Origin of the sequence: Pontibacter sp. FD36 (assembly GCF_015686655.1) — a bacterium.
Lineage (GTDB): Bacteria > Bacteroidota > Bacteroidia > Cytophagales > Hymenobacteraceae > Pontibacter.
In genome coordinates, this window is sequence record NZ_JADPMP010000011.1 from 1 (window position 1) to 25613 (window position 25613).

25 protein-coding genes are annotated in these 25613 nt (G+C 49.6%); 19 read left to right on the forward strand and 6 right to left on the reverse strand.

The window, feature by feature from the left end:
- The 7 genes from I0P70_RS15720 to I0P70_RS15750 form a co-directional block, all read left to right on the forward strand.
- The coding region (locus tag I0P70_RS15720) for a GAF domain-containing SpoIIE family protein phosphatase (RefSeq protein ID WP_196119860.1) at positions 1 to 1426 on the forward strand (1426 nt) is incomplete at its 5' end.
- A gap of 19 nt (positions 1427 to 1445) precedes the next feature.
- A complete protein-coding gene (locus tag I0P70_RS15725) occupies positions 1446 to 1784 on the forward strand; it encodes an STAS domain-containing protein (RefSeq protein ID WP_040574303.1) in 339 nt (112 codons plus the stop codon).
- Positions 1777 to 2187 carry an ATP-binding protein gene (locus I0P70_RS15730; RefSeq protein WP_196119862.1) on the forward strand — a complete coding sequence of 137 codons (411 nt, stop codon included), beginning with the start codon at positions 1777 to 1779 and terminating at the stop codon, positions 2185 to 2187. The genes I0P70_RS15725 and I0P70_RS15730 overlap by 8 nt, the downstream gene beginning before the upstream one ends.
- A gap of 164 nt (positions 2188 to 2351) precedes the next feature.
- Complete coding sequence (locus tag I0P70_RS15735) at positions 2352 to 4661, forward strand: peptidylprolyl isomerase (RefSeq protein ID WP_230392245.1); 2310 nt, start codon at positions 2352 to 2354, stop codon at positions 4659 to 4661.
- A 36-nt stretch (positions 4662 to 4697) separates the two neighbouring features.
- Entirely contained in the window at positions 4698 to 6071 is a 1374-nt protein-coding gene (locus tag I0P70_RS15740; protein ID WP_196119864.1) for a peptidylprolyl isomerase, read from the forward strand.
- A gap of 6 nt (positions 6072 to 6077) precedes the next feature.
- Positions 6078 to 7043, forward strand: a complete 966-nt coding sequence (locus I0P70_RS15745) for a MoxR family ATPase (protein WP_196119866.1) — start codon at positions 6078 to 6080, stop codon at positions 7041 to 7043.
- 267 nt (positions 7044 to 7310) lie between these two features.
- Positions 7311 to 7742, forward strand: coding sequence for a hypothetical protein (locus I0P70_RS15750; RefSeq protein WP_196119867.1), 432 nt, complete (start codon positions 7311 to 7313; stop codon positions 7740 to 7742).
- Positions 7743 to 7820: 78 nt separating this feature from the next.
- Here I0P70_RS15750 and I0P70_RS15755 read toward each other — a convergent pair whose 3' ends face one another.
- Positions 7821 to 8687, reverse strand: a complete 867-nt coding sequence (locus tag I0P70_RS15755; RefSeq protein WP_196119869.1) for an SDR family NAD(P)-dependent oxidoreductase — start codon at positions 8685 to 8687, stop codon at positions 7821 to 7823.
- Between the two features lie 120 nt (positions 8688 to 8807).
- Here I0P70_RS15755 and I0P70_RS15760 point away from each other — a divergent pair, with 120 nt between their 5' ends.
- Positions 8808 to 9497 carry a GNAT family N-acetyltransferase gene (locus I0P70_RS15760; protein ID WP_196119871.1) on the forward strand — a complete coding sequence of 230 codons (690 nt, stop codon included), beginning with the start codon at positions 8808 to 8810 and terminating at the stop codon, positions 9495 to 9497.
- A gap of 20 nt (positions 9498 to 9517) precedes the next feature.
- On the opposite strand, the gene I0P70_RS15765 is transcribed toward I0P70_RS15760, so the two are convergent.
- Positions 9518 to 10630 carry a hypothetical protein gene (locus tag I0P70_RS15765; RefSeq protein ID WP_196119873.1) on the reverse strand — a complete coding sequence of 371 codons (1113 nt, stop codon included), beginning with the start codon at positions 10628 to 10630 and terminating at the stop codon, positions 9518 to 9520.
- Positions 10631 to 10826: 196 nt separating this feature from the next.
- Here I0P70_RS15765 and recA point away from each other — a divergent pair, with 196 nt between their 5' ends.
- From recA to I0P70_RS15790, 5 genes are all read left to right on the forward strand, one after another.
- Entirely contained in the window at positions 10827 to 11870 is a 1044-nt protein-coding gene (gene recA, locus I0P70_RS15770; protein WP_007657847.1) for a recombinase RecA, read from the forward strand.
- 171 nt (positions 11871 to 12041) lie between these two features.
- The gene (locus I0P70_RS15775; protein ID WP_196119875.1) at positions 12042 to 12854 is read left to right on the forward strand and encodes a DUF3108 domain-containing protein; all 813 of its coding nucleotides are present in this window, start codon (positions 12042 to 12044) and stop codon (positions 12852 to 12854) included.
- Positions 12855 to 13049: 195 nt separating this feature from the next.
- Complete coding sequence (locus I0P70_RS15780) at positions 13050 to 13745, forward strand: response regulator transcription factor (protein WP_196119877.1); 696 nt, start codon at positions 13050 to 13052, stop codon at positions 13743 to 13745.
- A gap of 3 nt (positions 13746 to 13748) precedes the next feature.
- Complete coding sequence (locus I0P70_RS15785) at positions 13749 to 14789, forward strand: cell wall metabolism sensor histidine kinase WalK (RefSeq protein ID WP_196119879.1); 1041 nt, start codon at positions 13749 to 13751, stop codon at positions 14787 to 14789.
- Positions 14790 to 15040: 251 nt separating this feature from the next.
- Positions 15041 to 15754, forward strand: a complete 714-nt coding sequence (locus I0P70_RS15790) for an RluA family pseudouridine synthase (RefSeq protein WP_196120219.1) — start codon at positions 15041 to 15043, stop codon at positions 15752 to 15754.
- Positions 15755 to 15818: 64 nt separating this feature from the next.
- Here the strand turns inward: I0P70_RS15790 and I0P70_RS15795 are convergent, their stop codons facing one another.
- Positions 15819 to 16799 (reverse strand): NAD(P)H-quinone oxidoreductase, encoded by a 981-nt coding sequence (locus I0P70_RS15795; RefSeq protein ID WP_196119881.1) that lies wholly within the window; start codon positions 16797 to 16799, stop codon positions 15819 to 15821.
- A 223-nt stretch (positions 16800 to 17022) separates the two neighbouring features.
- Here I0P70_RS15795 and I0P70_RS15800 point away from each other — a divergent pair, with 223 nt between their 5' ends.
- The 6 genes from I0P70_RS15800 to tsf all read left to right on the forward strand — a co-directional run bounded on the left by I0P70_RS15800 (position 17023) and on the right by tsf (position 22753).
- Complete coding sequence (locus tag I0P70_RS15800) at positions 17023 to 17388, forward strand: BlaI/MecI/CopY family transcriptional regulator (protein WP_196119883.1); 366 nt, start codon at positions 17023 to 17025, stop codon at positions 17386 to 17388.
- 1 nt (position 17389) lies between these two features.
- Positions 17390 to 19870 carry a M56 family metallopeptidase gene (locus I0P70_RS15805; protein ID WP_196119885.1) on the forward strand — a complete coding sequence of 827 codons (2481 nt, stop codon included), beginning with the start codon at positions 17390 to 17392 and terminating at the stop codon, positions 19868 to 19870.
- A 204-nt stretch (positions 19871 to 20074) separates the two neighbouring features.
- Positions 20075 to 20524, forward strand: coding sequence for a 50S ribosomal protein L13 (gene rplM, locus I0P70_RS15810; protein WP_196119887.1), 450 nt, complete (start codon positions 20075 to 20077; stop codon positions 20522 to 20524).
- 6 nt (positions 20525 to 20530) lie between these two features.
- The gene (gene rpsI / locus I0P70_RS15815) at positions 20531 to 20917 is read left to right on the forward strand and encodes a 30S ribosomal protein S9 (RefSeq protein ID WP_007657861.1); all 387 of its coding nucleotides are present in this window, start codon (positions 20531 to 20533) and stop codon (positions 20915 to 20917) included.
- Positions 20918 to 20938: 21 nt separating this feature from the next.
- Complete coding sequence (gene rpsB / locus I0P70_RS15820) at positions 20939 to 21706, forward strand: 30S ribosomal protein S2 (RefSeq protein ID WP_076420834.1); 768 nt, start codon at positions 20939 to 20941, stop codon at positions 21704 to 21706.
- A gap of 213 nt (positions 21707 to 21919) precedes the next feature.
- Positions 21920 to 22753, forward strand: a complete 834-nt coding sequence (gene tsf, locus I0P70_RS15825) for a translation elongation factor Ts (protein ID WP_196119889.1) — start codon at positions 21920 to 21922, stop codon at positions 22751 to 22753.
- A 150-nt stretch (positions 22754 to 22903) separates the two neighbouring features.
- Here tsf and I0P70_RS15830 read toward each other — a convergent pair whose 3' ends face one another.
- The 3 genes from I0P70_RS15830 to I0P70_RS15840 form a co-directional block, all read right to left on the reverse strand.
- On the reverse strand, positions 22904 to 23146 hold the full coding sequence (locus I0P70_RS15830) for a hypothetical protein (protein ID WP_196119891.1): 243 nt from the start codon (positions 23144 to 23146) through the stop codon (positions 22904 to 22906).
- A gap of 69 nt (positions 23147 to 23215) precedes the next feature.
- Positions 23216 to 25036, reverse strand: a complete 1821-nt coding sequence (locus tag I0P70_RS15835) for a DNA mismatch repair protein MutS (RefSeq protein WP_196119893.1) — start codon at positions 25034 to 25036, stop codon at positions 23216 to 23218.
- Positions 25037 to 25064: 28 nt separating this feature from the next.
- Positions 25065 to 25490, reverse strand: coding sequence for a RidA family protein (locus tag I0P70_RS15840; RefSeq protein WP_196119895.1), 426 nt, complete (start codon positions 25488 to 25490; stop codon positions 25065 to 25067).
- Between the last annotated feature and the right edge of the window lie 123 nt (positions 25491 to 25613).

A 25613-nucleotide genomic window follows, 5' to 3' on the forward strand; every position in this document is an offset into this window, starting at 1 on the left:
GCTGGCCTGCTACATCTTCGCAGACTTCTTTTACAACTTTGCAGACAGTCCGCTGCTGGTAATCGACTATACTGATGTAGGTTTCCTGCTGCTGGCTATGTTCTTTGTGGCGCTGTATACCTTCGCCGCCTTCCTGGTAGCACTCTTCAGCTTACCTACCTCGAGTGTGTTTGAGCAAAAGAGCGAAGACCTGCTCAACTTCCAGCGCCTGAGCCAGTCTATACAGCAGGGCCAGAGCGAGAAACAGGTATACGACATGCTTTTTGAGAGCACCGTGAAGGCGGCCGATGCCAGCGCTGCCTGGCTCGAGATATTCAAAGGAGAGAAAAAAGATGAAATAGAGTTGTGCCATCAGCTCACCATAGAAGAAGAACAGATCAAGCGTATACGGCACTTGCTGCTGGCCTACAACATCCAGCACATCGACTACATCAACAATAACCTCGACCGTAACCCTGGCTTCCGGGACCTGACGCTGCCTTGGAAATCGCTGATCATTCTGCCGATCAAATCGAAGAAGCACCTCTTTGGGGTGCTATACCTGCTGAAGGACATTGAGCAAGGCTTTGACAGGGAAACGGTGAACGTACTGCGCACCTTCACCAACCAGACCATTCTCACGATCGAAAACCTGCGCCTTGTACATGAGTCACTGCAAAACGAGCGTTACAAAGAGGAGCTCAAAATTGCCTCGCTCGTACAGGATAGCCTTATCCCGAAAAAATTCCCGAGTGACAGCTGGTTCGAGATTTCCACGCATGCGAAAGCAGCCAAAGAAGTAGGTGGTGACTTTTATGACTTTCTGCAATTGAGCGAGTCACGCATTGCCATTATCATCGGCGACGTGTCGGGCAAAGGTATTTCGGCGGCCTTCCACATGGCCCAGATGAAGGGTATTTTCCATGGCCTGATGCAGCAGGATATGCCGCCTAGTGAGTTCATGAAACAAGCTAACAGCGCCCTGAGCCGATGCCTTGAGAAAACCTCTTTTATTACTTCTGCGCTATACATCATTGATTATCGCATGAAGGGCTTTATGTTTGCCCGCGCAGGCCACTGCCATACCCTGTACTACAACTCCATGATGGATGACACTTTCTATTTCCAGACGGACGGGTTGGGACTTGGTATCATTCGTGATAAAAGTTATAACAATCACGTTCGGGAAATGTATTATGACTACAACCCGAGCGATGTGATGGTGATTTACACAGATGGTATCGTGGAGGCTCGCAGCCCTGCCAACGAGGAGTATGGAGAGGACAGATTGCGCTATATGCTCACCCAGACCTACCACTTGGAGGCCGAGGATATCAAGTGTGCTATTATTAACGACCTGGAGGATTTTACCGGTCCCACAGAAAACCTATATGATGACCAGACGCTGCTTGTCATCAAGTTTAAGCCGACTCAACCTAGTGAATAGTTATACGTAAAGGATGCCGATGAAAATTACTAACCAAATCAAAGACACGACAATCATCATCACCCTGGATGGTGAACTGGACGCAAGCTCATCAGTTATGCTCGATGAAGCGCTTTCCGACCCCGAGATCATGACCTACAGCAAGATCCTGGTAGACTGCAAAGACCTGAACTACATCTCGTCTGCAGGCCTTGGGGTATTCATTTCGCACCTGCAGCGATTTGAGGATGCACAGATCAAACTCATTTTCTACAACATGCAGGACAAAGTGCGCAACGTGTTCGAAATCCTGGGCCTTGACCTGCTCATGACTATCGTTTCGGATTACGAGGAAGCCATGACCATTGCTGATGAATAATAAAATTACAGTTAGCTGTACTAAAAAAAATCTGAAGCAAATACGGGACTTCGTCACGGAGTATCTGGCAGGTTACAAACTGACAGATATCCTGATGAATCAGATCGTATTGGCTGTGGATGAGATATGCGCGAACCTCATCATCCACGCCAATCAGGAAGATCCTTCCAAATCCATTTCAATGGCCATAACGGAGAAGAGCGGGATGCTCAAATTCGAGATTACCGATAATGGCGTGGCTTTTCGCCGCTCAGAATACAAAGAGCCTAACATCGAAGAACATATCCGGATCGGCAAAAAGGGGGGCGTCGGCATCGCCCTCGTCAACCGCATCATGGATCGCGTGGAGTTCGAGTCAGACGATAGGCAGAACACCTGCCTCCTCTACAAAAAAATTAAATAGGGCTGAGCTGCACACTTTTAGCGCCCCTTGTCCGTTATCCGGAACGAAATCGCATGCAATAGGATTATAGTGGTACTTTTTGACTAATCTGTCAGAAAAATTAACTAAAATTGCATGATCTGACCTCGTCAGGACAAAACCAAGCGTTAGTTTATCATCTATTTATGCGCAGCAATCAACTACTTGTTGCGGCAGCGGCCCTCCTAATGGCTGGCTGTACCGCAACCAGGAAGAATGACAAGCAGGAACCTATCATTGCGACCATTGGCTCCCAACCTATTTACACATCCGAGTTTCAGTATGTGTATGAGAAGAACAACGGAGGCAATGAAGACGCCTATACTCGCCAGAGTGTAAGCGAGTACCTCGATCTCTATACCCGTTTCAAGCTGAAGGTGATGGAAGGCGAAAGCCGTGGCCTGGACACCACCACCGCTTTTAAGCGCGAACTGGAGGGCTATAAGGAACAACTCGCCCAACCTTACCTCACCGAAAAAAGTGTGACCGACCAGCTGGTGCAGGAGGCTTACGAGCGCCTGAAACAGGAGGTGAACGCATCGCACATACTTCTCGGTCTACCCAACGATCCAAGCCCGCAGGACACACTGGCAGCCTACAACCAGGCCCTGGAGTTGCGCAAGCGATTGGAGGCTGGAGAGGCCTTTGAAAAGCTTGCCCGTGAGTTTTCACACGACCCATCGGCAGCTGAAAACGGCGGTAACTTAGGCTACTTTACGGCCATGCAGATGGTATATCGCTTCGAAGACGCCGCCTACAAAACACCAGTTGGTCAGATCTCGATGCCGGTTCGCACCCGATTCGGCTATCACCTGATCAAGGTAAACGACAAGCGTGCCGCACAGGGCGAAGTAAAAGTAGCTCATATCATGGTACGTGCCACACCGGGTATGCCGAAGGCAGACTCGCTGGCAGCCAAGCAGCGCATCGATGCTATCTACAAGCGAGTGCAGCGCAACGAGAGCTGGGACCGCCTGGCCGCTGAGTTTTCAGAGGACGCCAACTCTGCCGCCAACGGCGGGGAGCTGCCCTGGTTCGGTACCGGCCGCATGATCCCTTCGTTTGAGGAGGTATCATTTGCCTTGAAAAAAGAGGGTGAAGTGGCCCCTCCGGTGCTGACGCCTTATGGCTGGCACATTATCAAGCTTGTCGGCAAGCAATCGCTTCCTCCGTTTGAGGACATGGAGCAGAACCTACGCAACAAGATTGCCAAAGACTCCCGCTCCGAGCTGAACAAAGCAGCCTTCCTGAAGCGCATCAAAACAGAAAACAACTTCAGCGAAGATGCCACTGTGAAAGCCGCTGCCTTGGGTAAGGCTACTGATGCCCTGATGCAAGGCAAATGGGACTATGATGCCGCTGATAGATCACTGAAGAACACACTGTTCACGATACAGGGCAAGCCTTATACCGTGGCCGACTTCTATAGCTATGTGAAGGCTGAGCAACGTCCGCGTATGGCGGGCACCCCACAGCACCACATGAGCTCGTTTTATGACAACTTCGTGCAGAAGAGCTTGTTGGCCTACGAGCGTGCCAACCTGGAGAACAAGTATCCGGATTACCGCATGCTGGTGCGTGAGTACCACGACGGCATCCTGCTGTTCCAGTTGATGGACGAGAAGGTATGGTCAAAGGCTGTAGAAGACACAGCTGGCCTCCAGGCGTACTTTGAGCAGAACCGTGATAAGTACCAGTGGAAAGAGCGTGCACAGGCCACCGTGATCAGCGCTGCCAATGCGGAGTTACTCTCTAAAGCACAGCAGCAGTTGAGTGAGCGCCGCTACGAGGTACGCAACGGCAAACCAGCCGATATTACTTTCGAAACGAACAGCGCCACCCCGGATCAGGCAAGTATAGCCCGACTGAACGAACTGGCTGACCGGTTAAGCAACAACCCGAACCTGACGCTGGAAGTGAATGGTCATGCCGATGCACGTGAAGCAGCTGGCAAGCGTGACCTTTCCGCAGAGCGCTCGCAGGCTGTAATGGCTTACCTGACTGCCCGTGGCGTAGCAGCAGACCAGCTCAGCGCCAAAGCACTGGGCAAAACCAAGCAAGCCGCCGCTGACAATACCGAAACAGGCCGCCGCCGCAACAGACGCGTGTCGTTCACGCTTTACTCTTCAGAGTTGAGTGCACTGGCTGACAACCTGAATGCTGGCAACCCGCTGGGTGTACAGATCGTCGAGAAAAAATTCCAGAAAGGCGAAAACAAAGCTGTGGACGCTGTGAAGTGGGAAAAAGGCTCTTACAACACCGAACTGAACGGACGCAAGTACCTGGTGATCGTGCACGATGTACTGGCTCCTGCTCCCAAGCAGCTGTCTGAAGTGAGAGGTCAGGTAACGGCTGACTACCAGAACTACCTGGACGAGCAGTGGGTAAAGCAGCTGCAGGAAAAGAACCCGGTTAGCGTTAACCAGACAGAGGTCGATAAAATTATCAGAAAATAAAGCGGGTCCGCAACGAGAGAACCGATAGAAGCCAACATGCATAACACAATCTATAAAACGAAAAACCTGGCCCTGCTACTGCTCAGCCTGATTACGGTATTTACAGCTACGGCACAGGCACCTACCCAGAAAAAACTGGACGGCATTATTGCCAAGGTAGACAACCATGTGATCCTGCGTTCCGAACTTGAATTCAGCTACCTGCAGTACCTGGCCCAGAACAAACAGCAGCCAAGCGAACAGAACGAGCCGTTGAAGTGCGAGATACTTAAGTCGATGGTACAGGAGAAGCTATTGCTGGCCCGTGCCGAGATTGACTCAGTTGTAGTGGAGGAAGCTGCCGTAACCGGTGAGCTGAACCGCCGAATTGATTATCTGGCCTCACAAGTGGGTGGTACCGAGCGTCTTGAGCAGTACTACAAAAAGAGCATTAAGCAGCTGCGCGACGAACTGCGCCGCACTGTTCGCAACCAGATGGTGTCTGAAAAGATGCAGCGTGATATCACTGAGAAAGTAACCGTTACCCCGAAAGAGGTGCGCCGTTACTTCAACCAGATCCCGGCTGACAGCTTGCCTTACTTCTCCAGCGAAGTACAGTTGAGCCACATCGTGAAGTATGCAGAGGTAAGCCGCCAGCAGAAGCAGGCTGCCCGCCAGCAACTGGAAGCTCTACGTGAGCGCATTGTGGCCGGAGAAGACTTTGCCACACTGGCACGCGAGTATTCGCAAGACCCGGGTTCAGCAGAAGCTGGTGGAGAACTGGGCTTCTTCAAGAAGAAAGAACTGGTACCAGAGTATGAAGCCGCTGCGCTGCGCCTCGAGCCAGGCCAGATGTCTAATGTCATAGAGTCCATGTTCGGCTTCCACCTGATCCAGATGATCGAGCGCAAAGGCCAGGAGTTCAACACACGTCATATCCTTATCAAGCCTGCCACCGCCCGTGTAGATGTGCAGGATGCCATCGCCGCCCTGGACAGTGTGCGTACGCTGATCGTGAATGACAGCATCAGCTTTGCCAAGGCTGCCAAAGATTTTTCGGACGACAAGAACACAAAAGACAACGGTGGTACCCTGATGAGCCGTATGACTGGTAGCTCTTACATCCCGATGGATGAAGTGGAACCAGGTATATTCTTCGTGATCGACACCATGAAAGTTGGTGACGTATCGAAGCCGGTTAGCTTCACAACGCCTGACGGTAGAGAAGCAGCCCGCATCATCCAGCTTCGTTACAAATCGTCTCCTCACCTCGCCAACCTGCGCGACGACTACCAGAAGATCGCCGCCGCCGCCCTGGCACAGAAAAGAGACAAAGCTGTGGATGAGTGGTTCCGAAAAAACATTGACACCGTATTCATTGAGATCGATCCGGACTACGATCGATGCAAAGTGCTTGACTTAACGCAATAGACACCCATGAAGCAGTATACCTCTGACAAAGAAGCAGCTGATGCGCTGCACCGCTCCTACCAGGACCTCACTTCCGAAATATCTAAAGTCATAGTAGGACAGGAAGAGGTCGTGCGCCTGGTGCTCACAGCCGTTTTTTGTCAGGGGCACTGCCTTCTGGTCGGTGTTCCCGGTCTTGCCAAAACCCTCCTCATCCAGACCATCGCCTCTTCGCTTGACATGTCCTTCAGTCGGGTACAGTTTACCCCGGATTTGATGCCAAGCGATATTGTAGGAGCCGAGACGCTGGACAAGGACCGCAACTTCAACTTTGTGACGGGCCCAATCTTCGCCAACATTATTCTGGCTGACGAGATCAACCGTACTCCCCCCAAAACACAGGCAGCCCTGCTGGAAGCCATGCAGGAGTATGCCGTGACAGTTGCCGGCAAGCGCTACGAGCTTCCACGCCCGTTCTTCGTACTTGCCACCCAAAACCCGATCGAGCAGGAAGGCACCTACCCCCTGCCTGAGGCACAGCTCGACCGCTTCATGTTCAACATCACGCTGGGCTACCCGAGCTACGAGTCGGAGCTGCAGATTGTGAAGAACACAACCGGCGCTGCCCGTGTGGCACTTGACAAGATCTTGCACGCTGATGACATCATGGCTTTCCAGCAACTGGTGCGCCGCGTACCTGTGGTGGACAATGTGGTGGAGTATGCTGTGAAGCTTGTTCACAAAACCCGCCCTAATACAGCGATAGGGTCAGAACGGGCCAGTCAATACCTGGAGTGGGGTGCCGGTCCGCGTGCCTCCCAGCATTTGATTATCGGAGCGAAGTGCAATGCCCTGCTCAATGGCAAGTACTCGCCTGATATAGAAGATGTGCAGGCTGTTGCACTCCCTATTCTGCGTCACCGCATCGTGCGCAACTTCAAAGCCGAGGCCGAGGGCATTACGGTTGAGCAGCTGATTCAGGAGTTGCTTTAATTGTTGATTGCTTATTGTTGATTATTTAAAATTTCTCAGGTATAGCTCAAGCCGACTAGATATTGTTTTCTAGTAAGATTGGAGGAGTGAACTTAACAAATTTTCAGTCATATAGGACGTCAACAATTCAGCAATTGAACAATTCAACCATTCAAGAGACAACAATTAACAACCAGCAATCAACAATTTACTGAACAATTTAGCAATCTAAGCTTATTGGTGTAATTTTGCGGCTGTACTGATTTTTGACACATTACCCTGAAACTTATGGAGGCGGCAGCGCTATACGTTCGCTTTAAAGACAACCTGGCCACTATCATTGGAGCCCTGAACAGCAGACTGGAAGTTCGCTCCATGCCTTACAATGTATCTATTCCGCTGGAGGTAGACCTGCTGGCTGACATCCTGCGCCTGCACGGCCTTGACTTCAAATCTGAAATAGCAGGTGCTGCTCGTCTGGAGGATTTTACCCGCTGGTTTGAGCAGAACGAGAACGCCGTAATGGATACTTTGCAGCGTGTACTGGAAGAAAAGCGAGCCTACATGAAAACAGCAGGCGGCGTTGTACTGCAAAAAGAAATGCTGATCCGAAGACTGGAGTATTTCAATGAAACGGCCCATACCCTGGAGGTGATGATGCGCCAGCAGCAACTTAACAGCCCGAAACACTTCAAGTACCCTTTCCTACTGAACCAATAGCCAGCGGCTATACCTGATAAAACAAAGCGCCCGCATACCTATACCTGCGGGCGCTTTGTTTTCTATATCAATCGAAGCTTACTTATTCCGGATGGAGGTATGCCCCTCTTTGGAGTGATCCAGGTCCAGGTCGCCTTTTGGCTGCTTCTTCATGCTGGAGTCCGCCTCCTCACCTACAGGGCCTTTGGCGACCGTGATGCCTCCATCAACCATATAAAGTGCACCCGTCACATACGAAGCCTCGTCCGAGGCCAGGAAGCAGTAGACGTTCGCTACCTCTTCCGGGCTGCCTCTGCGCCCCATGGGTGTGGCTACCTTCATGGTCTTCACCATCTTCTTATCCATCGGTCCGGTGCTTTTGTGCGTCCAGGCGGTGTCGATTGGACCCGGGCCTACAATATTGACTCGCACACCAAACTGTGCCTGCTCTACGGCCAGCCCTTTCATGAAGGCATGTATAAATCCTTTGGTTCCACCGTAGGGCGCATTCTGCGCTATACCGATCACACCGGCCTCCGATCCGGCCGACACGATGTTTCCTTTTGTTTTGTGCAGTTCAGGCAGCGCGGCCTTGCTCATGGCAAAAGCTGACTTAATATTGTTCTTGATCATGTAGTCCAGCGCCTCCTCTGTATAGTCCTGCAGCATATTCACCTCCGGAAAAACACCGGCATTGTTAATAAGGATGTCAAGTTGTCCATACTCCTTTACAGCCAATTTAACGCATTCCTTGGCATTGACTTCTGTGGAGATATCACCATTATAAGCGATTGCTTCTCCTCCTTCCTTCTGTATCTCCTTTACTACATCGTCTACGGGGTCCTCCGGAAAGCCTGCTACCACCACACGGGCACCTTCCTGCGCAAATTTCTTGCAGATGGCCTCTCCTATACCTGTACCGCCGCCTGTCACAATAGCGACCTTGCCTTCTAATCTGTTTTTCATAGTCAATTGATTAATGTTAAAGCACATGTATTGTATAAGCTTGTAACGGCCATGACCGCTGGTCGGTTAGCTCGTGACAGGACAAGGAAGATAATTTCCACATTTTTAGCTGGATAGCGTATGACAAACAAAGCAGGCGGAACAACGTCACATCTGATTCATTATAACTACACCATCGCTATGAGCTATTTATACAATACCTTGCCCGACGCCTTTGAAGAACAGCTGGAAACAGAACACCTGGTACTGAGGCCCTACGCAGAAGGAGACGAGCAGGAGTTTATGAGCCTTATTCAGGAGAACACAGCAGCCCTGAGTCCCGCCTTTACAGGTAGAGTGGCCCGGGTACGCGCACTCGAAGATGCACGCATACAGCTAGCCCAGTTGCGCAGCGACTGGGACAACCGCAAGCAGTTCGACTTTGGGGTCTGGCTTCGGGAGAGCAATACATACATTGGCGACATCACGCTCAAAAACATAGACCGTTCTGTGCCAAAAGCAGAGGCAGCCTTATACTTTACGAGTTGGTCTGAAATGCTGGACCTGGCACAGGAGGCGTTCAAAGCGGTGTTGCATTTTGCATTTGAGGACGTGAAACTCAATAAGGTATACATGCGCTGCACACACTATAATAATGTATGCTCACAGTTGGCCGAGAATTGCGGCTTCTTAAAGGAAGGGGTGCTGCGAAGCGACTTCAAGGGTGCTGACTCAGAAGAGTTGCTGGACCTGCGCTACTATGGCATGACCCGCGACGATTACGAGCAGGCAACGCAGCTCAAAGAGCGCGACACCCAGACTGCCGTGTAAACCGCTTTACTTACAGGGCTTTACTTACGGGGCTTCGCTACAAAAAAATCAGTGTCGAAAGTCAGGTATAGCGCATTCGAAAACTCCAGCTTTGGATTGTCAAGGTCGACCACAGGCTCTAACCGGAGTGTCAGGTATAGGTCTTCCATGATTTCGATGTCCTTCATCAGTCGCAGGATCAGCAGATGGCGGTCCTCCTGGATGTAGTCAGGATCTTTGTAAGTCGTGGACGCTGACTGAAAAAGCTTCCCCCCTAGCTCGGTGATATACCCGTCACCGCGCCAGTAGCTCAGCATCACATCCTGGTACTTGGTGTCTATACCTGCGTTGAGGTAGATAGCGCCTCCCTTAGTAAACGGAAGCTGGAATGTATTGGAGTAGTCGTTAAAACCCAGCAGATAATTCCTGGTGTATACCCGGTGGAGTACACGATGCGGCAGCATCCGTTCCAGCTCTATCCCCACTGCCGCATTGACCACGGTAAGCAAAGGCAACGGCGAACTATCGATCTGCCCGCCTTTGTGCTGCGCCGTAAACTGCACAGGTATAGCCAGGCGCAGGGTATCCCCTTCTGTCCTGCCAGGCCGGTTGAGCAGGCGTATGGCAGAGCTGACACCCCCAGCCACTTCTTCCCGCACAGGATCAGCCCGGTAGATCATTTTGCTCCAGTCAATCCAGGCATCCAGTTTGACACGATGCGTGTTCAGCAAAAACTGCAGCCCGTTCTCCAGCCTGTCGTTGATCACACGCTCAAAATCATAGAGCGGCTCTACATAATCGTGACTGACGTTACCTTCTAAAGTACCGAACACAAATGCCCAGTTTTCGCGCTGCCATTTTACGGTGAAGGTTGGCTGAAAGTCCTGGTAGCCCGAGCTGCCAAAGTCTTTCCATAGAAAAGCACCGGCATCTATACGCACCGAGGCAGACGGATAATAGCTTACCCGCGGCATCAGGTGGTAACCAAACAAGGTATAGCCATCGGCTATCCTGTTGAAGTACTCATTGTTTTTAGAAAAGCCAAAAGCATGCAGCCCAATTCTAATTTGATTAGCATTTTCAGGTTTGACGGGTATGGTTAGCTTGAGTGCGTCGTTGTTGAGCTGACTGTAGGCTAAAGGGCTGTAAAGCACAGCAAAGGCACAAAATAAAAGCCTGAAATATCTCATAAAAAAGGGAATAATATGGCACAAAAGCCTATCGATATATGTTGTAACAAGACGGCCATACTCAACTAAAATATTTAGCAAAATACCTGTTACTTTTTTTGCAAATTGATTTTGAACGTCGTAATTTCACATCAATATAAAGCTATTTAATTAAACACACATGAGCGTAAGCAACGAAAAACTAAAAGCCCTGCAGCTGACGATAGACAAGCTTGACAAGACTTACGGTAAAGGCACCGTAATGAAGCTAAGCGATAACAAAGTGGAAGACATTCCGGCTATCTCTACCGGCTCGCTTGGACTTGACATTGCTTTAGGAATTGGCGGTTTACCGCGCGGCCGTGTCATTGAGATCTACGGTCCTGAATCCTCTGGTAAAACCACGCTTACCATGCATGCTATTGCAGAGGCGCAGCGCGCCGGTGGCCTGGCTGCCTTCATTGACGCAGAGCACGCATTTGACAAGGTATATGCCGAGAAACTCGGAATCGATACAGAAAACCTGCTGATCTCTCAGCCTGACAATGGTGAGCAGGCCCTGGAGATCGCTGATCACCTGATCCGCTCCGGTGCGATCGACATTATTGTAATTGACTCTGTTGCCGCACTGGTACCGAAAGGCGAACTGGAAGGCGACATGGGTGACAGCAAGATGGGCCTTCAGGCTCGTTTGATGTCACAGGCACTGCGTAAGCTGACCGGTACGATCAACAAGACCGGCTGCTGCTGTATCTTCATCAACCAGCTTCGTGAGAAGATCGGCGTGATGTTCGGTAACCCGGAAACCACTACGGGTGGTAACGCCCTTAAGTTCTACGCCTCTGTGCGTCTGGACATCCGTCGTGTTGGTCAGATCAAAGAGTCTGCTGATAACATTACTGGTAACCGTACCCGTGTGAAGGTAGTGAAGAACAAAGTAGCGCCTCCGTTCAAAGTAGTAGAATTTGACATCATGTACGGCGAGGGTATCTCTAAAGTAGGTGAGATCCTTGACCTGGGCGTAGAGCTTGGCGTGGTGCAGAAGTCTGGCTCTTGGTTCTCTTACAACGGCGACAAGCTGGGTCAGGGCCGCGATGGCGTGAAGCAGATTCTGCTTGACAACCCAGAGCTGCAGGAAGAGATCGAAGCGAAGATCAGAGCGATCGTAAAAGGCGAGCCTGAAAAAGTGGCTGCTGCGCTGGAAGATCCAAGTGGCGCGGAATGAACATTATTCCCAGTTAACAAGTAATCAAAAAGGTGCTATGCTACATAGCACCTTTTTGCGTTTTAAGTTGTTGGTAGTGTGAATATAAGATATTACCTTAGTGTAAAGGCCTGAATTTGGTATAATAGTTGGATACAAACTGTAAACGACACCAGCCTTACCCGTTAGCTTATGAAAAGGATATTACCAATTATTGTGTTAGTGTTAGTTGCTCTCTCTGGCTTTGTGGCCAAGGAGTCGCTACGCACTGTCCCAAATGAAAGCTTCACAGCAGGAGAGCTGCTTAAATACAAAGTACACTACGGCCCCATCACAGCGGCCGAAGCTGTGATTGACATAGCGCCTGGCCTGCATCGCATTAACGACAGACCTACTTACAAGGCCACTGTGTACGGCAAAACAACCAGTTCATTCGACCTCTTCATCAGGATCCGTGACACCTGGCAGTCTTACATTGATACGGCTGCTATTTTGCCTCATCGCTCTTTCCGTAATATAGAGGAAGGCAGTTACCGCAAGCGTGAGACAGTGGATTTTAACCACTTCACAAACACGGCGCAGGTAGAGATGAAGAAAAAAAATAAGGACAAGAAGCAAAGCACGCATAAAATTCCAGCCGGCGCCCAAGATATCGTGAGTGGCTTCTATTACCTCCGCACACTGGATTATGACCGCTTCAAGCCGGGCGACAAGTTCACCATCAAAGGCTTTTTTGATGAGGAGGCTTTTGACATGGTGGTAACGTACCAGGGCCGCGAAACAGTTAACACTAAGGCCGGTTCTTTCAGAGCCATCAAACTGGTGCCTCGAATGCCTAAGAACAAGCTCTTTAAGGGAGAGGATGCGATCACGGTATACCTGTCAGATGACCGAAACAAGGTGCCGGTGCTGATATCGGCTGATATGTTTGTGGGCGCTGTAAAAGTGGACCTGTACGAACACAAGAACCTGAAGCATAAACCTGCCCTCGTGGCACAGAAATAAAGGACAAGCCAGCTCTAGTAGCTGGCTTTTTTTGTACATGAGCTGCCAATGTTAAGAAAATATTATGATTTGGTTATCTACGCATTCCATACCTGCCGAAATAATATCTTTGTCATGAAATGGATGCAGCCAAATGGCTTCCAACAATAGCTATACCTGCCTGTTCTGCTGACAGGCAACTCTAATCATAAACACGTGCAGACACCAACCCAAGCCCATTACAAAATACTGGTAGTTGACGATGACCCGGATATCGTGGAGCTACTGCAGTACAACCTGGCTCGCGAAGGCTACGACGTAGCCCAGGCCGAGAACGGCAAGAAGGCCATAGAGGTAGCGCATACCTTTAAGCCGAATGTGATTCTGATGGATGTGATGATGCCGGTACTGGACGGTATCGCCGCCTGCCGTCAGCTGCGCGAAGAGCAGGACTTCCGCCAGACACACATTATCTTCCTGACTGCCCGGTCAGAGGAGTTCTCCGAAGTTGCCGCTTTTGATGCCGGCGCTGACGACTTCATTACAAAACCCATTAAACCCCGTGCCCTGCTCAGCCGCCTGGCAGCCTACGCCCGACGCGATGCGCAGCAGGAAGAGCAGGAACAGGTGATCGAGATCGGGGGTTTGCGTATAGACCGCACCAGCTTCGCCGTGTACAAAGGCGAAGAAAAGATCACACTCCCAAAAAAGGAGTTTGAACTCCTGTCCTTTCTGGCAGCCACTCCCAACAAAGTATTTACACGCGAAGAACTGCTCAACAACGTATGGGGCAGTGATGTATATGTGATCGCCCGAACTGTGGACGTTCACATTCGCAAAGTGCGTGAGAAGATTGGGGAAGATCAGATCAGAACCATCAAGGGTGTTGGCTATAAGTTTAACACTGACTGATATATGAATTTAAACTCCCGTACGCTTGCCCTTTTGGTATCCCTGGCAGTGGCCCTTGTGCTTACTGCTTTTTTGGCTTTAGCCAGCTACTTTTCATCAAGGGGCCTAATGGCAGCGCTTGTACTGGTGTTCATCTGCTGCTTTCTGCTGATCTATTTCTCGTATGAGGCACTGGTGTTCCGTGAGATCAAAAACGTGTATTCCAGCCTGGAGAAAATCAAAAAACAGGAATACCGCAAAGCAGAGGGCCGTTCTCTGTTTACGGCTGACCCGCTCCGGAAAATAAAAGACGACATCTACCAGATTGCTGAGCGCAAGCAGCAGGAAATTGACGAACTCAGGCACCTGCAGGTCATGCGCCGCGAGTTTTTGGCTGATGTGTCGCACGAACTCAAGACTCCTATTTTCGCTGCGCAAGGCTTTATCCATACCTTGCTCGACGGCGCCATGGACGACCCCAACGTGCGCGATAAGTTTCTACAGAAAGCAGCCAATAGCCTTGATGGCCTTGACACCCTGGTGCAGGACCTGATCAGCATCTCGCAGTTCGAAAAGGGCGTTGTGAAAATGGAGAAGCAAGACTTTGACGCTGTGCAGCTGGTACGGGAGGTGTTTGAGCAGCTGGAGCAAAAAGCCAGTAACAGCCAGATAAAACTGCACCTGCTGGACCTGGAGCCAAACGAAAAGGTCATGCTGCACGCCGATCCCAACCGAATACGGCAAGTGTTTATCAACCTCGTGGACAATGCCATCAAGTATGGCAGGACTGGCGGTAACATCTGGGTTTCGTTTACAGAAGGTCGCAAGCGCTATACTATTACCGTAAAAGACGATGGTACAGGTATAGCCCAGGAGCATATCAACCGCATATTCGAACGCTTCTACCGCATCGACAAGAGCCGCTCCCGCGACAAAGGAGGCTCAGGCCTCGGCTTGGCCATCTCCAAACACATCATCGAAGCCCATCGCTCATTCATCGCTGTAAAAAGCGAGCTCGGAAAAGGAACTACGCTCCGCTTTAAACTACTCAAGGCGAGGGGATAGTTAGTGGTTAAATTGTTGATTTTTTTAAATAAATCAGGCATATCCTTAACTGCCTCAATAGTTAGAAAACTGCCTCAGAAGCCGCACCTTTATTCAGCATTATAAAGGAGTTTCAACAACTTAACCATTTAGCAATTCAGCTATTCAACAATTAACAATAAGTTACCAACAATCAGCTACCACCAAATTTGCGTATCTTTGCATGCTGTGTGGCTAAGGTATAGCCGCGCTTGTTAATGATACAGTTACGCATGAAATACCCGGTTTTTAAAGACCTGATCATATTTGAGAACGAGGACTTTCTGGTGGTGAATAAGCCGCCGTTTTTGTCCACTCTCGAAGACCGCACTCCCAATACCACCAACCTGCTTAAGCTCGCCAAGCAGCATAACCCGGATCTGCAAGCCTGCCACCGCCTTGATAAAGACACTTCCGGCTGCCTGGTGTTTGCCAAAAACCCGGAGGCTTACCGCCACATGTCCATGCAGTTTGAGCACCGCGAGGTGTATAAGGTATACCATGCCGTAGCCTGGGGCGTGCATAAGTTTGAAGACCAACTCGTGAACCGCTCAATACTGGCGGGTGCCAAAGGCGTAGCTAAACTTACCCCGCAGGGCAAACCAGCCGAAACATATTTCACGACGCTGGAAAGCTACAGTCGCCATACCTTGCTGGAGTGTATGCCGGTAACAGGCCGCTTGCACCAGATTCGCATTCACCTGGCTTTCCTGGGAGCACCGATTGTGGGTGATAAACTGTACGGCGGCGAGGACCTATACCTGAGCACGTTGAAACGTAAATTCAACCTCAAACAACAAACCGAAGAGCAACCGCTCATCAAACGATTTGCTCTGCACTCGCACACGATTGGCTTCAGACTCATGAACGAGGAGCCGATCAAAGTTGAAGCGCCATACCCGAAAGACATGGCCGTGCTGATCAAGCAACTACGGCAGTACAACTAGCGTAAAAAACAAAGGGGCCTGATGCGACATCAGTCCCTTTTTGCTTGTATAAGGTATAGCCTTTCTAACTCACCCGCAGCACAATCTTGCCGATATTCTTGTTGGCCTCCATGTAGCGGTGCGCCTCAGCCACATCAGACCAGTCAAATATAGAATCAACAACTGGCTTAATCGTGCCGTTCTCAAATAAAGGCATCGCAAAAGCAGCCATGTCCTGTGTGAGTTTGATCTGGTAGTCGCGGGTGCGGGAACGAAGCGTAGAGCCTATTACCTGCAGGCGCTTTACAAGTATCTGGCGCAGGTCAAACTCTTCTACCTTGCCACCGCCCAAGCTAGCCAACAGCACCATCCTGCCATCCAGGCGGAGACAGGCAATGTTTTGCTTAAAGTAAGGCCCGGCGATAAAGTCCACGATCACATCTACCCCCTCAGAATTGGTAAAGGCCAGTACCTCGTCCTCAAAAGGCACCTCCTTATAATCGATCGCTTTGTGAGCGCCTAAGTCCAGACAGGCCTTTACTTTCTTTTCAGAAGCAGTTACCAGCACCTGGGCTTGTAGGGCACGGGCCAGTTGTATACCTGCCGTACCTACCCCACTGGCTCCGGCGTGTATCAGTATGCGCTCACCTGCCTGCAACTTGCCTAACCAGGAGATCGCTTGCCAAGCTGTGAGGAATACCTCAGGTATAGCGGCGGCTTCTTCCATGCTCAGATTGCCAGGTATAGCCATGGCCATTTCTTCGTGTATCACGGCATACTCAGAATAGCCACCACCCGGTAGCAGACCCATGATTTTATCGCCTTTTTTGAAGCGGGTGCAGTTTATACCTGCTTCTACTACCTCTCCGGCTATTTCGAGGCCCAGCAGTGGACTTTCTCCCTTCGGAGGCGGGTATTTACCCTGTCGCTGCAAGGTGTCGGCACGGTTGAGCGCAGTGGCATGCACGCGCACCAGCAGTTCGTTAGGTTTAGGCAACGGCTGTTCGTATTCTCCCAGCATTAGTTGCTCTGGTCCGCCGGGCTGTTTTACAAGTATGGCTTTCATGTTGGTCAGTTTAGATAAATGGATGGCTATACCTGTAACAGGTATACCGCTACACTTTAAGACGCCTCTTAAAATTAGATGTTTCCGCATTATTCCCAAAACCGTGTCTACGGGTGGCATTAGCAGGATTGTGGAGCATTCAGAAAAATATTCAAAGAATTATATTACAAATACTTGACCTTTCTACGAAACCTTCGTAAATATACGAAAACATCGTAGAATTATGGAAAAGCTGACACAACAGGAAGAAGAAGCTATGCAGGCCATCTGGTCGCTTGATGGCGGTTTTATCAAAGAGTTTCTGGAGAAACTCGACGAGCCGAAGCCACCTTATACTACGCTGGCCTCTACGGTGAAGAACCTCGAGAAGAAAGGCTTTCTGCAGAGCGAGAAGTTTGGTAACACCTACTGCTATACCCCGAGCATCAAAGAAGAGGATTACAAGAAACGCTTCATGAAAGGCTTTGTGGGCGACTATTTTAAAAACTCCTACAAAGAGCTGGTGGCCTTTTTTGCCAAGGAAAAGCAGATCAGCGCCGAGGAGTTGAAAGAGATTATCGATATGATTGAGAACAAAAAGTCGAAATGATATGCCAGACTTGCTCCTATACCTGCTGAAAGCGAACGTGGCCCTGGTGCTCTTTTACCTGGCCTACTACTTGGTGCTGCGCAAACTCACGTTCTACCACCTCAACCGGCTTTTCCTGGTGTTCGGCATCTTGTTCTCTGCTGTATATCCATTGGTGGACCTTACCGAGTTATTCAGTAAGCACGAAGAGCTGGCCGTGGTGCAAAGCTATGCCGTGGTTATACCTGCCTGGACACCCTCCGCTATACCTCAGGAGGCTTCTGCATTCGACTACTGGCTTATACCTGTCGGGCTGTTTTGGCTCGGCTGCGGACTGATGCTGCTGCGGCTGCTCGTGCAATTTGTGTCGCTCTACAAGATTCACCGCGCCTCAGTACCCGCCTCGTATCAGGGCGTGGACTTCCGCAAAGTGTCAGGTATAAGTGAAGCCTTTTCGTTCTGGAAAACCATTTACCTGAACCCAGCACAACACCAGTCGCCCGAACTGGAGTCCATACTGCGGCACGAGCAGATACACGTGAACGGCTGGCATACTCTGGATGTGCTGCTGGCCGAGTTGAGCACCGTGTTTTACTGGTTCAACCCGGGCGTGTGGCTGATGAAAAAGGCCATGAAAGAAAACCTTGAATTTATAGCCGACCAGCATGTTGTAAATGCTGGCGTCGATAGAGTAGCATACCAATATCTCTTACTGAAAGTTGTGGGCGCCACACAACCTCAGCTTGCTAATCAGTTTAATTTCCCATTACTTAAACGACGAATTGCCATGATGAATAAAATGCCCACAAGCAAAGCCAACCGGCTCAGACTGCTGGTTGTGTTGCCCCTCGTAACTGTGTTGTTGGTTGCTTTTAGAAGCGCCTCGCAGGAGGGTATTACCACATTAACCGATGCTATACTTCCAACAGAGGAAACAGCACAGAATGAAGCAAGCCCGACTGACGAATATGCAGCCTTTTACACTCGCAATCCAGAAGTAAGCAAGTTTTCCTGGAAGTCAAACAATAAGATTGTCATAGCACTAAAGTCTGGTGACGAAGAGACCTATACCTTTGGAGACAAGCAAAGCATGGCGGCGGCTGAGAAGAAGTACGGAAAACTACCAAGCACACCGCCAGTTGTAAAACGTGATGCTCCAGACCAGGAAGCAAGAGCCAAGAAAGTAGCTGAAGAGCACAAAGCTTTCTATGCCCGCAACCCGCAGGTAAGAAAGCTCGAATGGGTGTCCAGCAAAGAGATCAGAGTACGCCTGGAGTCAACGGAAGAGATCTACAACATGGCTGATAAGAACAGCCGAGCTGCTGCTGAAAAGAAGTACGGCCCTCTCCCGTCAGGCCCTGGCCCAGCACAAGTTGTTACTAGGGCCGAGTTCGATTCTCAAAAAAATGACGCTGTACAACAACAGGATGGAGAGCGCATTTTTTCGCCGACGGACATTGGCTATTACCAGGACCGCAACAACCTGCCTGTGGAGTACACCAACTTTTTGAAAAGAAACCCAACTATCGACAAAGTGGGCTGGAAGATTCATCCAGAGAAAGGGCCACAAGCAGTAGTCTTGTTTTTGAAATCGGGGGCTACTGAAATGTATAACCTGAAGGACCAAAAAAGCATGGACAAAGCGAGAAGCAAGTACGGAGAATTCCCAGGATTGCTGCCTCCCCCACCGCCTGTGATGATAAAAGATGAATTACCTGCGCCACCGGTGAGAGCACCAGAAGCGCTACAAGCAGGCGACAATCTTCCTGACGCTGCCATGTATTTTGTTGACGGAGTAAAAACCAGCAGAGAGGCTGCTCGTAAAATTGATCCACAAACGATTCATAGCGTCCATGTAGTTAAAGGTAAAACGGCAGAGAAGACCTTTGGCAAAGGGGCTGCAAAGGGCGTGGTTTCGATCGTAACTGAGAAAAATAAAGACTCTAAACAGGTTCAGGAGTTCAACAAAAAGCTGCCAACACCACCAGCACCACCAGCTCCAGGAACACCTGCACCACCACCAGCACCAGAAGCGCCAGGTACACCACCACCGCCCCCTGCACCTGCCAAAGACGCCATACCTCCTGTGCCACCAGCACCTCCAGGAGAGCAATTGCCTCCCCCGCCACCGCCTGGTAAACCTAGCAAATACGAAGGTCCGGCTATACCTAAAGCTGGTGGTGCCCGCTTGGTAGAGAATGAAGATTACATAGTATATACTTTGTGGCCGGAAGAGATTACTAAGCGGGAGCTTGAAGTAGCAAAGCAAGCATTTAAGTCTAGCGGCTTCGATTTAAAATTCACAGAAAAGTACGTCGGCGGCAAAATAAATAGCTTAAGCATTGACTTGGCGTCTAAAAATAACGGCAACAATGCCCGTGCTACTCATACCTACAGTGCCGAAGCATTAAAAAGTGTGCAGGACGCTGATAACATTGTACTGGTAATTGGCAACAAGAAAACAGGCGAGGTTAGAATTGCAACTACACTAGCGCCGAGATAAACACAGGTATAGATAACAAACTAATTAACAGGCGGCGGTGCAGCTTTGTGCCGCTGCCTGTTTTTTTCAGTATTCCTCTGTGTTCCAGCATATTTCTACATCAAGTATTGCATATCAAATAAAGAGTTTCTATCTTTGTGACCATTTTTCAAGAACCCTCGAGAAAAAATTAATTGTTAAATAAATCGCTTACAACCACCAAAAATGGATCATTTAAGTTATAAGACCCTTACTGTCAATAAGAAGACAGCCAACAAAGGCTGGGTGATTATTGATGCAGGGCAAGGAAGCTTGGGTCGCGTGGCGTCTGAAATCGCCAAGATCCTGAAAGGCAAGAACAAGCCTTCGTACACGCCAAACGCTGACTGCGGCGACAACGTGATCGTTATCAACTCTGATAATGTACGTTTCACTGGTCGCAAGTGGGATCAGAAGTATTACCTGTCACACACTGGTTACCCAGGTGGTCAGCGCAAGACTTCTCCACGTGAGCTTAAGGCTAAATCCTCTACACTGCTTGTAGAGCGTGCTGTTCGTGGCATGTTGCCAAAAGGCCCACTAGGTCGCGAGCTATTCCGTAATCTTCATGTTTTTGCAGGAAGCGAGCATCCATTTGCAGCTCAGCAGCCTAAAGAATTAACCCTCAACATCTAATAATTAATGGAAGTTATCAATACATCTGGTAGAAGAAAAACCTCGGTGGCTCGTATCTACATGACGGCCGGGCAAGGGAATATCACTATTAACGGTAAAGATATCAAGGCGTACTTCCCTGACGAAGTACTGCAAACTATTGTGAATCAGCCGTTTCAAACCTTAGAAGTAATTGGCAAGTACGATGTTACTGCTAATCTAAAAGGTGGTGGTGTAAGCGGCCAGGCTGAAGCACTTAGACTTGCTATCGCGAAAGCACTGGTAGTAGAAAACGCCGAGACTAAATCTGCACTCCGCAAAGAAGGATTCGTAACCAGAGATCCTCGTATGGTGGAGCGTAAGAAGTTCGGTAAGCGCAAAGCGCGTCGTTCATTCCAGTTCAGTAAACGTTAATATTAAAGGTGTATCAACAACATGGCAAGTACTAATTATAAAGAATTACTTGAGGCAGGTGTTCACTTCGGTCACCTTACCCGCAAGTGGGATCCGAAAATGGCTCCGTACATCTTCATGGAGAAGAACGGTATCCACATCATTGACCTGAACAAGACACTGGTTGCCCTTGAGGAAGCTACTTCAGCTATCAAGAACATCGCCAAGTCTGGTCGCAAAATCCTTTTCGTAGCTACCAAGAAGCAGGCACAGGACATCGTAGCTGAAGAAGCTCGTCGTCTTAAAATGCCTTATGTAACTGACCGTTGGTTAGGTGGTATGCTTACAAACTTCGCTACTGTGCGTAAGTCGCTTAAGAAAATGTCTACTATCGATAAGATGGTGAAAGACAACACAGCTTATGCAGCTATCGCAAAGCGTGAGCGTCTGATGCTTTCTCGTGAGCGTGAGAAATTGGAGCGTGTACTGGGTGGTATCGCCGACCTGTCTCGTCTGCCAGCTGCTCTGTTCATCGTGGACGTGAAGCGTGAGCACATCGCAGTAAAAGAAGCACAGAAGTTGAACCTGCCTGTATTCGCAGTTTGCGATACAAACTCAAACCCTGAGACGGTAGACTTCCCAATCCCAGCAAACGATGACGCTTCTAAGTCTATCGCCCTGATCGTTTCTATCATGGGTAAGGCTATTGAAGAAGGTCTGTCTGAGCGTAAAGTGGACAAAGAAGAGACTGAGCGCAAGCGTTCTGAAGAAGAAGGCATCAAAGCCAAGCAGGAAGCTGACGAGCAATAATCTCGAATGCATATAGCATAGTAAATAAACTGAACATTGGGCCTTCAAGCTTCAATGTTCAGTTTGTTTTAGGGGAATCAGGAAGGAGAAAAGGAAATTCTGTCATAGAATTAAAGACTGCGAAAGTAATAGACCAGTTCCAGTTCTTCTCTTTGAAAAACCTCACAGTAGATAATTCTTAATTATTAATTCATAATTCTTAATTATAAAATCATGGCTATTACAGCACAAGACGTTAACAGACTTCGCCAGGAAACTGGTGCAGGTATGATGGATTGCAAAAAAGCACTTACTGAAGCCAACGGCGACTTCGAAGCTGCTAAAGATATTCTGCGTAAGCAAGGTCAGAAAATTGCCAGTAAGCGTGCTGACAACGCTACTTCTGAAGGTATCGTGCTGACGCAGGTGAGCGAAGATGGTGCTACTGGTGTAGCAGTTGCGCTGGCTTGCGAGACTGAGCCAGTATCTAAAGTTGAAGACTTCAAAAACCTGGCTAACGCCGTTCTGCAGACTGCTGTTTCTACAGGCGCATCTTCTAAAGAAGAATTGCTGGCAGCTCCTCAGGCTGACGGTCGTTCACTGCAGGACCACATCACTGACCTGATGGGTAAAATCGGTGAGAAGATCGACGTAGTTTCTTACGAGACTGTGAAGGCTGAGAAAGTTGTTGCTTACAACCACTCTAATGGTAAATTAGGTGTATTGGTAGCGATGAACAACACCAACGGTACTGATGTAACTGAAGTTGGCAAAGACATCGCGATGCAGATTGCTGCCATGAAGCCAATCGCTCTTGACAAAGACGGTGTTGATGCGGCTACCATCGAGCGTGAAATCGAGATCGGTAAAGAGCAGGCACGTCAGGAAGGCAAGCCAGAGCAAATGCTGGAGAAAATCGCTCAAGGTAAACTGAACAAGTTCTACAAGGAGAGCACTCTGCTGAACCAGGAGTTCGTAAAAGACTCTTCACTTACAATCTCTCAGCTGCTTGAGAAAACAAGCAAAGGTTTGACTGTATCTGAGTTCAAGCGTGTAGCTATCGGTTAATCCGCATTGCAACCATATTGAAAAAGGCGCTGAGTGATCAGCGCCTTTTTTTGTTCTGCCTATACCTAGAAGGTACTTCTACAACGATAAAGCCTGTTACCATACAGGCTTTATCGTTTTCATACAGCTCGAAGTCAATGCGGCTATACCTTAATCATTGCGTCTAACTGTCGACACGAAGGCATCACGCATGTCCTGAAAACGGTTGACAACAGCTTCGATAAACTCTTCGTCCAGCAGGGCGATGGCGCCCTCGTCGCCCGCCACTTCAGTTTCTTCTATTTTATAAATCTGCTCCAGGTTGGCTTTCTCTAGCTTCAGAATATACTTGCCGTTATAGGAGTGCATCGTGATTTTCACGTGCGGGTTAGGTATGTCGGCTACTACTCTCATAGGTTTATTTACTGGTTGGTTTAAATGTGTTGCTATGCTAACGTAAAATCAGACTTTAGGTACATGCCCCTACCCTGCCGCATCGGTGCGCTCCATCTCAATGCCCATCAGTTGCATAAGCTTGCTAGCATTGAAGCTGCGGCAGATGCCCCGCTGCAAGGTATAGTCGAACAGGATCTTGTCACCCTCGATGGTACTGTTAAAGCTAAAGTTCTCGACACTGCCCGGCAGTTCCTGCTCCATGGCGCCCAGTTCCAGGTCGTGCGTGGAGATGAGGCCAGAAGCGTTGCGGCGGTGCAATTGCCGAATCAGGGCCATGGCCCCGGCGTGGCGATCGCGAGAGTTGGTGCCTTTGAGTATCTCGTCGAGCAGGTAGAAGACCGGCTCCTCCCCTTCTGTCATATTCAGCAGGATGCGCAGGCGCTTGAGCTCCGCGTAGAAAGAAGAAGTATTCTCGGCCAGATTATCAGCAGTGCGCATGGCGGTGTATACCTGTGCCGGGGCTACTGTCAGGCGGCGGGCACAAACGGCTGCTCCCATAAAGGCGAGTACCATGTTGATGCCCACCGTGCGCAGGAAGGTCGTCTTGCCGGACATATTGGAACCCGTCACCACAATGGTTTTGCCTGCTCCCTGCATCTGGAAATCATTGGCGATTCGTTCTACTGTAAAGATAAGTGGGTGCGCCAGCCTTTCAGCATCAAACTGAAATGGTGTGCTGCTCAGCTCAGGTATAGCAAAGTGTGGCTGGGCATATTGGTAAGCTGCCATGCTGGTTAGAGCTTCAAAGTCTGCCAATAGCTTCAGCGCCTCTTCCACCTGATCCAGGTGCTCAGCTTTCCAGGACTCGATCCGGTAAATCCACACAAAATCCCACATCAAAATAGTGTTCAGGAAGAAGCTCATCAGCGTACTCAGTCGCCAGGAGAAATAATCGATGATGGTAGCTACTTTGCCAATAGCAGCGGAAGCGGGCGTATTGCCTCGGTAGAGCTTTGTTCGAATCTCCTCCAACATCGAAGCTTTGAAGGTATGGGGCTCAAGGTGGCGCAGCTGGTCAGTATAACTTTGCATAGCCTCGTACATGCCGATGCTCTTGTCATAGTAGTCGTCGCGTACTTTCTGGAATTTGAGCCCCAGCAAGTACTGGATAGCCAAAAAGCCCAATGCGATATAACCCGAATAGCCATAGAACCAGGCTGCAATCGATGCTAAGGTCAGCACAGGCAGTACAAACACCAACAACTTCAGCCAGGGATGCTCCTTATAAAAATGCTGTGCCCGTAGCCAATCGAAAAACTCTTTTGTGTTTTCGTTGAGGTGCTTGTAGTGCATCGGCTTCACGATCGCCTGCTGCAGCCATTCCTGCTGCTCGGGTTGGGCTAGTTCCGCCACTGCCTCCTGCCTACGCTTCACTTCCGAAGCGGGCGCTGCCTGTCGAAACCACTGTGCCAGCCGAAGCTTGCCAATGCTGGTTACGGAGCGGTTCATGAGTTGAAAGAGCGAGTCCGGACCAAAAATATCCAGGTCGGAAGTATAGGGATGATGGTCGTCTCTGAAGGCATCGCCGCCATCGAAGTTATGGAGCTTGCCATGTAGCCGGTCGATTTCCTGCAAGTTGAGCTTGCCGAGCAACTGCAACTGCTTATACCTGTAGTCGAGCCGGCTGTGCCAGCGCATGACCAGCACAAACAGAATATAAAACCCAACGATACTGATGATGCCTGCGCTGGTGTTGCCATCTCTGAAAAAGAGCCAGGCCGTAATAGCTCCCGCCACAAATACCACCACACGCAGCCACGAAACTGTTTTCGATTTACCGGCTGCTTTCTGCTCTTGTTCAGCGTAGGCTGCGGCCCGCTGCTTAAACTCGTTTTCTCTATTGTTCACGTATAGCTCTTCTGTTTGCAGGTATAGCTTAGTCGATCGTGGCGATGCACTTCAACTCAATGGCAATGGGCGTCGGCAGTTTGTTTATCTCCACCGTAGTGCGGCAAGGCTGGTTATCCTTAAAATACTCGGCATAGATGCGGTTGTAAGTGGCAAAGTCGTCTTTCATGTTCGTCAGGAAAACGGTCACGTCCACCAGGTTTGACCAGCTTGAGCCGGCATCCTCCAGGATGTAACGCACATTCTGGAACACGGAATGGCACTGCGTCTCAATGTCGTACGACGTAATGTTACCCGCCTCGTCCAGCTCTACACCCGGAATTTTCTTAGTGCCACGTTCTCTTGGTCCAACGCCGGACAGAAACAAAAGATTGCCCACACGGCGGGCATGCGGGTATAGCCCCACCGGCTCAGGGGCTTTCGATGAATTGAGTAGCTCTTTGTCGTTTGTCATACTCAAATATAAAACATTCTTGCCAGCATTCTGCGGTAAGCAGCTTCTTCCATACCTCTTAAACAAAAGAGCCGGCCTATAAACAGGCCGGCTTCTCTTATCTTAAACAAACTCTATTATTCA

Excerpts from the sequence above, each read along its gene's own strand:
- recA (WP_007657847.1), top strand. The coding sequence starts at position 10,827 with ATGAGCGTAAGCAACGAAAAACTAAAAGCCCTGCAGCTGACGATAGAC.
- rpsI (WP_007657861.1), top strand. The coding sequence starts at position 20,531 with ATGGAAGTTATCAATACATCTGGTAGAAGAAAAACCTCGGTGGCTCGT.
- I0P70_RS15740 (WP_196119864.1), top strand. The coding sequence starts at position 4,698 with ATGCATAACACAATCTATAAAACGAAAAACCTGGCCCTGCTACTGCTC.
- I0P70_RS15755 (WP_196119869.1), bottom strand. The coding sequence starts at position 8,687 with ATGAAAAACAGATTAGAAGGCAAGGTCGCTATTGTGACAGGCGGCGGT.
- I0P70_RS15725 (WP_040574303.1), top strand. The coding sequence starts at position 1,446 with ATGAAAATTACTAACCAAATCAAAGACACGACAATCATCATCACCCTG.
- I0P70_RS15760 (WP_196119871.1), top strand. The coding sequence starts at position 8,808 with ATGACAAACAAAGCAGGCGGAACAACGTCACATCTGATTCATTATAAC.
- I0P70_RS15750 (WP_196119867.1), top strand. The coding sequence starts at position 7,311 with ATGGAGGCGGCAGCGCTATACGTTCGCTTTAAAGACAACCTGGCCACT.
- I0P70_RS15735 (WP_230392245.1), top strand. The coding sequence starts at position 2,352 with ATGCGCAGCAATCAACTACTTGTTGCGGCAGCGGCCCTCCTAATGGCT.
- I0P70_RS15775 (WP_196119875.1), top strand. The coding sequence starts at position 12,042 with ATGAAAAGGATATTACCAATTATTGTGTTAGTGTTAGTTGCTCTCTCT.
- I0P70_RS15790 (WP_196120219.1), top strand. The coding sequence starts at position 15,041 with ATGAAATACCCGGTTTTTAAAGACCTGATCATATTTGAGAACGAGGAC.
- I0P70_RS15785 (WP_196119879.1), top strand. The coding sequence starts at position 13,749 with ATGAATTTAAACTCCCGTACGCTTGCCCTTTTGGTATCCCTGGCAGTG.
- I0P70_RS15840 (WP_196119895.1), bottom strand. The coding sequence starts at position 25,490 with ATGACAAACGACAAAGAGCTACTCAATTCATCGAAAGCCCCTGAGCCG.
- rpsB (WP_076420834.1), top strand. The coding sequence starts at position 20,939 with ATGGCAAGTACTAATTATAAAGAATTACTTGAGGCAGGTGTTCACTTC.
- I0P70_RS15800 (WP_196119883.1), top strand. The coding sequence starts at position 17,023 with ATGGAAAAGCTGACACAACAGGAAGAAGAAGCTATGCAGGCCATCTGG.
- I0P70_RS15745 (WP_196119866.1), top strand. The coding sequence starts at position 6,078 with ATGAAGCAGTATACCTCTGACAAAGAAGCAGCTGATGCGCTGCACCGC.
- rplM (WP_196119887.1), top strand. The coding sequence starts at position 20,075 with ATGGATCATTTAAGTTATAAGACCCTTACTGTCAATAAGAAGACAGCC.
- tsf (WP_196119889.1), top strand. The coding sequence starts at position 21,920 with ATGGCTATTACAGCACAAGACGTTAACAGACTTCGCCAGGAAACTGGT.
- I0P70_RS15830 (WP_196119891.1), bottom strand. The coding sequence starts at position 23,146 with ATGAGAGTAGTAGCCGACATACCTAACCCGCACGTGAAAATCACGATG.
- I0P70_RS15805 (WP_196119885.1), top strand. The coding sequence starts at position 17,390 with ATGCCAGACTTGCTCCTATACCTGCTGAAAGCGAACGTGGCCCTGGTG.
- I0P70_RS15795 (WP_196119881.1), bottom strand. The coding sequence starts at position 16,799 with ATGAAAGCCATACTTGTAAAACAGCCCGGCGGACCAGAGCAACTAATG.
- I0P70_RS15730 (WP_196119862.1), top strand. The coding sequence starts at position 1,777 with ATGAATAATAAAATTACAGTTAGCTGTACTAAAAAAAATCTGAAGCAA.